Origin of the sequence: Kitasatospora aureofaciens (genome assembly GCF_019192735.1) — a bacterium.
Lineage (GTDB): Bacteria > Actinomycetota > Actinomycetes > Streptomycetales > Streptomycetaceae > Kitasatospora > Kitasatospora aureofaciens_A.
Genome location: NZ_JAHTKP010000112.1, coordinates 1 through 10,774, shown reverse-complemented (window position 1 = coordinate 10,774; position 10,774 = coordinate 1). Strand labels below are relative to the sequence as shown.

General features: G+C 69.0%; 9 protein-coding genes. 2 read left to right on the top strand and 7 right to left on the bottom strand.

The genetic code is table 11. The features are described from left to right. Positions 1-36 precede the first annotated feature (36 nt). The 5 genes from KV557_RS40620 to KV557_RS40600 all read right to left on the bottom strand — a co-directional run bounded on the left by KV557_RS40620 (position 37) and on the right by KV557_RS40600 (position 6,001). Positions 37-810 (bottom strand): hypothetical protein, encoded by a 774-nt coding sequence (locus KV557_RS40620; protein ID WP_218207099.1) that lies wholly within the window; start codon positions 808-810, stop codon positions 37-39. 32 nt (positions 811-842) lie between these two features. After that, a complete protein-coding gene (locus KV557_RS40615; protein WP_218207095.1) occupies positions 843-1,322 on the bottom strand; it encodes a hypothetical protein in 480 nt (159 codons plus the stop codon). A 268-nt stretch (positions 1,323-1,590) separates the two neighbouring features. After that, positions 1,591-2,736 (bottom strand): hypothetical protein, encoded by a 1,146-nt coding sequence (locus tag KV557_RS40610; RefSeq protein WP_218207092.1) that lies wholly within the window; start codon positions 2,734-2,736, stop codon positions 1,591-1,593. A gap of 619 nt (positions 2,737-3,355) precedes the next feature. Then, positions 3,356-4,951 carry an ISAzo13 family transposase gene (locus KV557_RS40605; RefSeq protein WP_374106731.1) on the bottom strand — a complete coding sequence of 532 codons (1,596 nt, stop codon included), beginning with the start codon at positions 4,949-4,951 and terminating at the stop codon, positions 3,356-3,358. Between the two features lie 42 nt (positions 4,952-4,993). After that, the gene (locus KV557_RS40600; RefSeq protein ID WP_218207090.1) at positions 4,994-6,001 is read right to left on the bottom strand and encodes a hypothetical protein; all 1,008 of its coding nucleotides are present in this window, start codon (positions 5,999-6,001) and stop codon (positions 4,994-4,996) included. Positions 6,002-6,047: 46 nt separating this feature from the next. Between KV557_RS40600 and KV557_RS40595 the strand changes: the two genes are divergently transcribed. Further along, a complete protein-coding gene (locus KV557_RS40595; protein ID WP_218207089.1) occupies positions 6,048-6,551 on the top strand; it encodes a hypothetical protein in 504 nt (167 codons plus the stop codon). A gap of 188 nt (positions 6,552-6,739) precedes the next feature. Next, complete coding sequence (locus KV557_RS40590; RefSeq protein ID WP_218207088.1) at positions 6,740-7,966, top strand: tyrosinase family protein; 1,227 nt, start codon at positions 6,740-6,742, stop codon at positions 7,964-7,966. A 322-nt stretch (positions 7,967-8,288) separates the two neighbouring features. On the opposite strand, the gene KV557_RS40585 is transcribed toward KV557_RS40590, so the two are convergent. Both KV557_RS40585 and KV557_RS40580 read right to left on the bottom strand, forming a co-directional pair. Then, positions 8,289-8,813, bottom strand: a complete 525-nt coding sequence (locus KV557_RS40585; RefSeq protein ID WP_218207087.1) for a Helicase associated domain protein — start codon at positions 8,811-8,813, stop codon at positions 8,289-8,291. Positions 8,814-8,981: 168 nt separating this feature from the next. Next, a complete protein-coding gene (locus tag KV557_RS40580; RefSeq protein ID WP_308130307.1) occupies positions 8,982-10,385 on the bottom strand; it encodes a YVTN family beta-propeller repeat protein in 1,404 nt (467 codons plus the stop codon). Between the last annotated feature and the right edge of the window lie 389 nt (positions 10,386-10,774).

Below are 10,774 nucleotides of genomic sequence, written 5' to 3'. Positions count from 1 at the left end.
AGGCATCGCCACCCGGTATGACAAGACCCCGGAAAGCTACCTCGCCGGCCTCCACCTCCGTGGCGCGATGATCTGGATCAAGGACCTCACCCGGACCCACTGATCACGACCGAATACGCGCCCTAGGGCCTCGGCGGTAAAGGACGGTGGGACGTCGACGAGAACGGCCTGGTCAAGCAGGGCACGAGCATTCGGGTGAGCATCTGTCGTGCGCTGGCCGGGCTGGGGGGTGGCGGTAAGGTTATGGTGGTACTCGGGCCACAGCGTGCCAAGGACCAAGAGCGGACCGGATTCCTCCATGCGGCTGCGCAATGCGGCGGCGGCTTCCTCTCCGCCCGGCCCGTCGAGGTAGTTCTGGGCTTCGTTGAGCCACAGCACGGTATGCGCAGCGAGGGCGCCGGCGTTGAGCAGATCGAGGAGCGCCCTGGGCGTCTTGGGGAAGGCAAGCTGCCAGCCGTGCAGGCAAGCGCGGACGGCCTCGAAGGCGGCGCGGGTCTTGCCGCTGCACGACGACCCTCGCACGAGGACGAGCACTGCCTGCTCACCGCAGGCGGCGTTGAGCAGGCAGCTACGAAGCTTCTGGTCGTGGTCGCGTTCGAGGTACGTCGGGAGAACGAACGCGTAATCGTTGTCAGGCGGGTTGACGCCGTGGATAGCGGGGTGAACGCCGAGCTGCTGCGCGGTCCACTCCACGACCGGTCGAGGGCGATCGATCCGAGCGACCTGGCCGTCGGCAAGGTGCTGGCGGAGCACACCAATGTAGCCGGCGGCGACTCCGCCGTGCTCAGCGTGGATCGAGGTAGAGGGCATGGAGCTTGGAACTGGCGTACTGCCGGGGCCGCTCAGCCCTGGGGCGTCCCCGGCGCGGGAGGGTTTCCCACCGTCACGTCCCCCGCGATCTGCCCGGCTGCGACGCCGCCGCGGTCGGCGTGGACGTGCATGATCCCGCCGACGGCTACCCCGCGGTCCCCTGCCACTACCCCGCCGGGCGCGCGTGAGGCACTGTTCAGCGACTGCACCTGCTCCACCGCGCGCTTCAAGGCTTCGCCAAAGCTAGGATCTCGCTCGGCGGCGTCCTCTAGCGCGAGCGTTACCCACTGCCGGGTACGGTCGCTGGCCTGGTCCAGCCCTGCCTCGGCCTCCTCAGCAAGCCTGCGCAGTGCAGGCTCCTCCCCCAGCTTGGCGCCGATCAGGTCGTGGAGCCCATCCATCGCCGCGTCGAGTGTGCGGTCGACCTCGGCATCTGCTCGGCCTGCCACTCGCTTGGCCTTACGTACCAACCAGGCGAACGCGTACCCGACTGCGATCTCAATGCCCGTCATCCGGATCCCCAGCCATCGTTGACTATCAGTCAGACAGTACTCGTCGTGCCCGGCGACCGCGGCTGTTCGCACAACACTGGGGATGGGGCGGTCGGGAGTGACTCAGTGCACCCTGGTCGGTGCCGCCAAGGAGCTTGAGGTGGACAGTCGACTAGCGAGCCAATTCGGGCAATGGCCTCCTGAAGTGGAAGATCTTGCCCAGCAGCTCTCGTGCTCTGCCGAAAAGGAGCAGGTTGAATGGGGCCAATTGGCCACCGGCTGCGAGAACCTACACCGAACAGCGTCTTCGCAACAACGGATGACCACTGGGCCAAGCCCGCGCCGTTTGCGCGGTGAGGCCCGTGCGGCGGTGACTGAACAGGTCTTCGGGCTCGCAGCGCCATGAGCGCGCCGTCGGCGTGGTCCGGACTCGATACGTCGCGGGCTGTCGTCGACTGCCTGACGCATCGCGCGCCTCACGGGTGCCTGGGCTTCGTTCTTCTCCTCGGGGCTGGGCGGGGAGCACCAGGAGGAGCCGGTGGAGCGGGATGGGCAGCATCCAGCGGTGGGTCGCGGGGGCGTCGCCGTGCACGCCCGCGTGCGATGCCGGCCTGGCCACCGAGATCGCGCACCACCGCGCCCTGGCCGGCTGGGGGGCAGCGGGCTCGAGGAAGTCCCTGACCATGCCGTTCGAATCGGTGTTCACCACCAGCACCCGACGCCCCTGGCCCGCAGCCGCCATCGCCAGCGACGCGGCAACCGTACTGCGGCCTGCTCCGCCGGCTCCGTGGCCGCCGACGACGGCGAGTACTTTGCCCCAGGTGTGTGTCCGGCGGCCGGGCGTCCGGTGGGCGGATCCTCGTGGAGCGCGTGACCGGCCTCGGGCGGCCAGAACGGCGAAGTCCTGCTCGTCGGGCAGTTCCAGCCCGCCGCCGACCTCGTGGACCGTGGCTGTGTGGTGGAAGTCCACGCCCGGCAGATCCCTGAATGCGGGCAGCCGGCGCAGCGCGCGGCTCATCTCGGTGGCGGGAACGTTCCGCTGGCGGTACTCCTGGATGAACCGGGCCTCGGTCTCGCTGAGCCTGTCGTGCAGGGACCCCCAGGCCCCCTCCAGGGCGGCGATCCATTCAGCGACCTCGGCCCGCTCCTCCCGCGGCAGCCGTGCTTCGATCCGGGCGCCGCTCCCGGCCAGGTGAATCTCGACACGGTCGTCGTCTACCAGGCGGCAGCGCAGTCCTGGCACCCCGATCACGGGATCGGCGTTCCATTCCTCAACCATCGCGGCCTCTTCCGGCCTGGGAACCAAGGCGTCGAGCACGTACCCGGCAGATCCGGCGCTCAGGTGCAGCGTCAGGCCGCTGGGCGCCGGCGCGGTCCGCACGATGCCGAACACACTGCCGTCCAGCGGGTCCCAAGGAGCGAAGCGTGCGTTCAACTCCGCAAAGACCGCCGCCTCAAGCTGTCAGAACGAAACGCTGGCGAGCACGCGTGTTGCCGTCGGAGACAGACATCGTGAACCCTTCACATACTGCCCGGCTCAGCATGACGAAGGTCGGAAAACACCCGCCGATCGGATCTGACAGACCGTACGCCCGCTTCGGCCGACCAACGACACCGCCGTTGCCGGGCGCGGTGTCTTCGACCGGGCTGCCAGTCCACCCCCAAGCGGAGCATAGCAGCCTCCAGGAGCGCGGGCGCGGGCCGCGAGTAGCCGTACGCATCATGACGGCCCGCCGCGCCGCAGCCGGGCCGGGAGGGTACCGGGGCGGCCAGGCGGGAGGGCCCGCGGACGGCTGGCCGGGGCAACGACCGCCGATGGCCAAGGCGCTGGCGGGCTGGCCACCGGAACGGGCACGACGCTCCGGCACGGGCTGCCTGGGTCACCATCCCATCCACCAGGCGGGCACGGCAGGGCAGAAACACTCGCCGAAAGCCACCCGGCAGGCAGTGCGCCGCCTTCCGACCGCACGTCAACACCGACGCGAACACACCCCCGACCGCAGGTGAGCACTCTTTCTTCCGGGGCCGTCGACAAATTAGTGGCGCGTGTCGTGTCAACTCTTCATTGACGTCGCGTGCATGACGTATCTGGCGAGTTCGCAGGGGTCGATGAGGCGGACGGGGAGAGGTTCGCTTTGGTGCCCCTGCCGCTGGAGCAGGGGTCTGGTCTGCTGGAGGAGGGTGCGCATCTGGTTTTCGCCGATGCGAAAGAGGTGGGCGGTCAGTGAGCAGGGCAGGCCGCGCTGGTCCAGGACGGTGGCCCAGATGATGTTCTCGGTGGTGAGTTTGCGGTGGCGGGGTCGCTGTTTCGGTGGGAGTGCGTCGAGCATCCCGCGGATCTCGGCGACGAGGTGGTCGAGGGCCTGGCGGCTGAGGCCGGTCAGGATGGGGTGGGTGGCCAGGGCCGCATCGAAGGTGTGGGCCGCGCGGGGGTGGGAGCGGCGTCCGGGCGGCTGCAGCGGCACCGTGGGGACGCCGGGCTGGGGCGGGATGGTGTAGTTCCACTCGCCGTGGAACTGATCGGGGTTCACGGTCAGCGCGGCGACGTGCTGGGCATCGATCTCGACTCCGGTGGGGTAGGAGTCGCTGTCGAGGCGGGCGGTGACGCGTAGTCCGGTCGCGGTGGTGGTGGCAGCGATCAGGTTCAGTGCCACGTCGAAGCTGGTCAGCGGGCGGGCACGCCAGTTCATGGAGATGAAGGAGAACAGGCGGTGCTCGACCCGGTTCCACTTCGATGTTCCCGGCGGCAGGTGGCACACGGTGATCTCCAGGCCGGTCTCGGTGGCCAGCACGGCGAGGTTGGCCTTCCATGCTCTGGCGCGGGAGCTGTTGGAGCCGCCGCCGTCGGCGGTGACCAGCAGCCGCCGCGCGGTGGGGTAGGCGGTGCGGCCCTCCTCGGTCCACCAGCGGCGCAGGGCGGCGACCGCGAACGCGGCGGTGTCGTGGTCGGTTCCGACCACGACGAAGCCGGTGTTGCGGCCCACGTCATAGATGCCGTAGGGGATCGCGGTGCCGGTCGCCTGGGTGGGGAAGTCGTGGTCGAGGACCTGCACCGGCGCGCCGGGCGGGGCCCATTCCCGCCCTGCCTGCGCGAACAGCCCGATCTGCTCCTTCTTTTTGGCATCCACGCTGATCACCGGGTCCCCGGCGTCCATGAACTCCCGCACCTTGTCGTTGAGGTGCCGGAACTGGGCGTCGCGGTCCGGGTGCGAGCTGCCGGCCAGGACTCTGGCGTTGCCGCGCAGGCTGAACCCGGCCTCCTTCAGCAGCGCGGCGACGGTGTCCCGCCCCACCGCATGTCCCTGGGTGGCGAGTTCGTCCGCCAGATGGCGCAGGGACTTCGTGGTCCACGTCAGCGGCCCTATCGGGTCGCCCTGTGTGTGGTCCTCGACCAGGGCCGTCAGTGCGGCACGCAGCCCGGGGTCCTTCTCGGCCGCGGACGGGCGTCCCGCGCCGGGGCGCCGTACCCGGCTGTCCGCCCGGGTGTCTTCTTCCAGGTTGGCCAGTCCCCGGCGGATGCAGCTCTTGGAGATCCTGGCTGCCGCGGCGACCGCGGCGATCCCGCCGTGACCGAGCTGGCGGGCCTCCGCCGCGTACAGCAGCCGGCGCTGACGCTCGTTCAGATGCGGGGTCACCGCCTCCAACTTCATCCGTAACGGACCGATCAGCTCATCGAAACGCCCTATACCAGATCAACGAGCCGAAGTCCCGGAAGTGACCAGTAGATTCCCGACGGTCCCGGGCTCCGCGTTGGGGATCAACCTCAGCGCCGCCGCGCCGCGGGCGGCGTTCGGGTGCTCGTAGGCCTGCCAAACCTCGTCGGCCGACAGTTGCGCGGCCTTGACCACTTTCTTGCAGTTCTCCGCGCCGACCGAGTCGAGCAGCCGCTTGTCGCCATAGGCCATCCACTGCTCGCCCGCGGCGTTGCTGACCTTCAGGCCGAGGCGGCTGTCCTCGTTGTGCATGGCCCGCGCGAGCAGGCCCGCGTACATCTTCGAGGCCACCTGGTCGTTCAACTCCTTGCGGGGCACCCGCAGATGGCCCGTCGAGAACAGGTCGGTCAGGAAGTGGTCGGCGAAGGCGTTCATCGCGTATGCCCGTTCCAGCCGCACCTGGCGGTCCTTTTCGCCGATGCCCGCGCCGGCGGCCAGCGCCGCCTCCTGCATTGCGACCGAGTGTCCTGCGCGGTAGGCCCGCACCGCGTAGTCGGCGAAGTGGTCCCAGTTCTCCTGTGCCAGAAGCAGATAGCGAAACAGGGTCACGGCGGTCCACTTAACCGAGAGCTCGTCGCCCAGCCCCGCGTAGACGGTCGACGGCTCCCTGCCCTTCTGCAGGGCCTCTTCCACGGCCGCGATCTCCTTGTCCATGATCTCCAGCACCTGGGTCCGCTCCGAACTCGCCATCGGTTTGTTGGGACCGGCGTTGACCAGACTGCGCCATGCCCTCCGGAAGGCCGCCTCCGGATCGCTGGCGGTGCTGATCGGTGCCCCCACCACGCCGTAGAAGTCACCACCCAGCGCGATGCCCTGGCCATAGGTCATGGTGTCCCAGGGCGCGCTCGGACTGACCCGCAGGCCCAGTTTCTGGGCTGACACCCTGCCCGCACCGAGGTTCAGGGTGAGCTGGTTGCCGATCCAGACGTGCTCCGCACTCTCCATCGTGGCCTCCAACGGGTCGGCCCGGCCGCGTTCGGTGACCACGCGTGTCCACGCGGTCACCGCTGGCTGACTCTTTATCGACAAGTGCTTGCGATTCCAGGTTGCCGAAGGCCAAGCCGGCTCGCACCTCGAAAGGATGCGGCTCCCGCTGATGGTCGCGTGCGGCCTGCGCGAGGAAGCAATCGAGCAGGCGCGAGCGCACGCCGAGGGCGGCACCTGGTATGCAGCCAGGTCCAGTGCCGAGTTCCTGACCGATGCGGGACGCACTGCAGAGGCCGTGGCAGTTCTCGAACAGCACACCCCCGCTGACAGCAGCATCCTGGCCCGGCACCTCATCGACCTCGGTCGCATCAAGGACTCCGTGACGGTTCTTCAGCAGAGCAGGCCCAGGTCAGCCGAGCCGCTACGGGCTGACGCACCCGATGACAGCGTGCTGCGCACGCCGAGCGTGCCGTCGAAGCCGACCACGACGCACCACTGGCGGGTGCCGCGCGAGAGTGGGTCATCCGACAGCGGCTGGCAGGGAGCACCTGCTCTCGCTGCGCCGCGAGGACCTGGACGCCCGGTATCCGGTTGCTGGACGCGGTGCTGAGCGGCGTGACCTCCGACAAGGCACTGTCCGCCGCCTGATGGCGGCCTCCGCGCAGGCGAGCGAGAATCAAAGGTGAAATCAGTCCGGCGGCCGGCCGGCGATGCCGGGAGGCTATACGCACCCGAGACGGACCCGTTGTACCCCCTGTGCGCGTCGAGCCGCTCGTCGCACACGGAAGGGAGCGGGCCATGGCCCCTCTTGTTCGCAGGAACCAGGAGTTCCTCACGACGGCCGAAAAGCAGACCTACGTCACCGCGCTCCTGGAGCTGAAGGCCGCAGGTGACTACGACTGGTACATCAACACCCACATCCAGGCAGCGGCGGAGCAGGTAGTTCACGGGTTTCCGAGCTTCCTGCCCTGGCACCGGGTGTTCGTGTCGTACCTGGAGCGCGATCTGCAGCAGACGCGACCCACGCTCACCATCCCGTACTGGGACTGGACCCGCGCGGACGACCCGAAGACATCGGTCTGGAGCGAGACCTTCATGGGGCCAGGCGGCATCCCGGTGACCAAGGGGCTCTTCGCCTGGGAGCCGACCCACAGGTGGCGGTGCATCGGCCCCAACACAGGTCCGGCGCTCGGCAGGAGCTTAGGCAACACCCCGGGCCAGCCCAGCACGCTCCCCACGGCGGAGCACGTGGCCTACTGCAACGCCTGGAACATCTACGACCGGTCCCCGTGGGACCCGACGGCCACCTCAGTCTTCCGCGCCGCCATCGAGGGCTGGATCCCGCCAGATCGGCTCCCCGCCATGCACAACCGGGTCCACCGGTGGATGGGCGGGAACATGGCGGACTTCGGCGCCGCGCCCAACGACCCGGTCTTCTTCCTGCACCACGCGAACATCGACCGCCTCTGGGCGCAGTGGCAGGACAAACACCCGAACGCCTACCAGCCGACCGGCGAGGACCCCCGTGAAGGCGAGAACATCGACGATCCAATGGCCGTGTACACCAACCCGCAGGTGGTGATCAGATCGGTGCTCGACACCAAGGCCGCGGACCTCAACTACGTCTACGACACGCAGAGACCCAGCGCGCAGGGCCCCGTCATGTACCCGGGCGACGTCCTCCACCGCGGCGAGTCCCTGTGGGACCCGACCCACAAGTTCGAGCTCACCCTCCAGGGGACCGACGGGAACCTCGTGCTCTACGACTACACCGTGACCCCGAGGAGGGCGATCTGGACGGCGTGGACGGTCTCACCGGAGACCGCCACGTGCATCATGAACTTCGACGGCACCCTCGCCGTCCTGGACCGGTCCGACGCGACACTCTGGTCCCGCCCCCGGCAGGGTCAGGTCCGCGGCTCCCGGGCCTACCTGACGAGCAGCGGCACACTGGACATCAGGGACCTCGACGGCCGGGTCGTCTGGAACAGCGAACAACCGGCGCCGGTCGGAGCGGACGCCTGAACCGGGCGGCCGTCCGGTCGTTCGCTCAGTACCGCCAGCGGGTGGCCCCGGCGAGCTCCTCCGGGCCGTGGCCGGCGAAGAGGTCGATCTCGCCCAGCCGCACCGCCTCGTAAGTGCGCGGCCAGTCTCCACACCCCGGCCCCACTGCCTGCCCGAAGCCCCGGAATCCACCCCATCAAGGCACCCGGCGCGGTAGAAGCCGGAAGGCCGCCACCCGCAGGCGCGACGGCCTCCCAATGCCTTCTCGGGGCCCCGGCAGCGTACCGCCGGGCCAGGCACCCGCCCGGCCCGATGTGGCGTCATCGTGATGCGGTTTCCAGAGTCAGGTCGGTGACGTCGCTGCTGGTGCGACACTGCAGCTTGTTGTCACTGGGGGAGCGGTGGGTGTCACCGGCATCTCTCTCTGGTGCGGACGCCACGCCCACCCGACGCCGTGCTCGGCGAGCTGCGCGAGCTGGCCCGGCGTCAGCTTCGCCCTCCTGGACTTCTGGTTGTTGAGCCAGGTGCCCAGCGCGAAGTGCGACACGACCACCTGCTCCTCACCCCCAGGCCCCGTCTCCACGCTCTCCAGCGGCTCCTTGTGCGGGCGGCGGACGTTGGCGTGGCGCTCCCGCTCCACGAACTGAGCCAAGGCCGCCAGGCCCTGCTGGAACCGGTCCGTGCGGGACACCTTCGGCTTCGCCTCGGCGGCCTGCTTCGCCGCCACCAGCTCCTGATTCTCCTCGATGCCGATCGCCGACAACAGGTCCCGCTGGTCCTCCTCCAGACCCGGCCACCCGGCCCGCTGCGCCTGCACCCAGCGCCCGAGCCGTCCGTACGGCGCCGCACGCGAAGCGGGCCCGGCCATCGTCCGTGACCGGGGGCGCGCACTGTGGCAGGTCTGTCCGGCTATCTGTTCGCTGCGGCATGGCTGCCTGCCGCCGCTCACGTCGGCCCGCCGTTCCATGGGGACAGCGCGGGCCTCCGGTTCGGAGTCCCGCGCTGTGGTCGTCGTGGTCGGCCGGGTGTCGGTGTCTCAGGTGCGGTGGTTGCAGTGCGGCCAATCGCCGTGGTCGCAGTGGTGCCAGTGACCCGGACCGGGGTCGATGATGGTGGGGTCGGTGGCGGTAGCGGTGCCGTTGCCACCTCCGCTGACGGTGGCGGTATTGGTGACCGTGCCGGTGGCGGTGCGGGAGACGCGGACCCGCAGCGTGATGGGCGGGTAGGTGCCGCCGGGGTTGAGGACGTTGCTGCGGGTGCAGGTGAGGGTGGCCTGCGTGCACCTCCATCCGTTGCCGGTGATGCTGAGGGCGGTGAGTCCTGTCGGGATGGTGTCGTGGACGGTGACGGTGGTGCCGTCGGTGGGGGCGGTCCCGTTGTTGCCGACGGTGATGGTGTAGACGCCCGGCCTGCCTGGGATGAAGTTCCCGGTGTGGCTCTTGGTGATGGTCAAGGAAGGCTTGGGAGTCGTGGTGGGCGGGATGATCGCGACACCGAGCGGGGTGGTGCCGACGCCGACGGTGGTACTGACGGCGTTGGTGGCGGTGTCGATCACCGACACGTTGTTCGAGTTGGCGTTGGCGACGTAGACGTGCAGGCTGTCCGGGGTGACCGCCACACCTGCCGGGGTGGCGCCGACGCCGATGGTGGTACTGACGCTGTTGGTGGCGGTGTCGATCACCGACACGGAGTTCGATTGATCGTTGGCGACGTAGGCGTGCGTGCCGTCCGGGGTGACCGCCACAGCGAACGGCATGCTGCCGACGCCGACGGTGGCGGTGACCGCGTTGGTGGCGGTGTCGATCACCGACACGTTGTTCGAGTTAACGTTGGCGACGTAGACGTGCAGGCTGTCCGGGGTGACCGCCACACCGACCGGGTTGGTGCCGACGCCGATGGTGGTAGTGACGGTGTTGGTGGCGGTGTCGATCACCGACACGGAGTTCGATTGATCGTTGGTGACGTAGACGTGCAGACCGTCCGGGGAGGTCGCGATGGCGGACGGGTCGCCTTGGACGGTGACGGTGGTGGTGACGAGGTTGGTGGCGGTGTCGATCACCGACACAGTGCCTACGCCCGCGTTGGTGACGTAGGCGTGCATGCCGTCCGGAGTGATCGCCACGCCCCTCGGCGTGTTGCCGACGCCGACGGTGGCGGTGACCGTGTTGGTGGCGGTGTCGATCACCGACACGTTGTTCGAGCCTTCGTTGGTGACGTAGACGTGCGTGCCGTCCGGGGTAACCGCGGCGCCCCACGGGCTGCTGCCGACGTTGACAGTGGCGGTGACCGTGTTGGTGGCGGTATTGATCACCGACACGTTGTTCGAGCCGAGGTTGGCAACGTAGGCGTTCGGGGGTGTGGCGGCCCAGGCCGGGGATGGGGTGACGGTCGGCAAGACCAGTCCCGCCAGCATGGCCAGCCCCGCCACGTAGGTGTGCACCCACGCCCATGGTCGTGGTCGATGTCCGCTCTTCTCGGGCCCCGGACCGCGATGCGAACCGGTCTGCTGTCTCCCGTGCCTGGCCACTGGCACCTCCACCTCACGTAAGGGCAGCCTGCGCCAGCCGCATCGGAGGCGGTGACGACACGCCAGTGATCACCCAATGCGATCACGGCATCACTTTACGTAGCGCACGGTGGATCTGGTGATCTCGACACACTTCGATCCAGCACGGTCGGCGCCGCCGGCCCCGCAGCGCTGCTCGATCTTGGTGGCTAATTCCAAGTTCCTTGCGATGACCCAGAGTTGAGATGCTCTGGGGCGGCCCGGGGAGCGGTCTGGGACTTGTTCCTTGGGCCAGGGGTGGCAGCGTGGCCACGGTGCAGTGG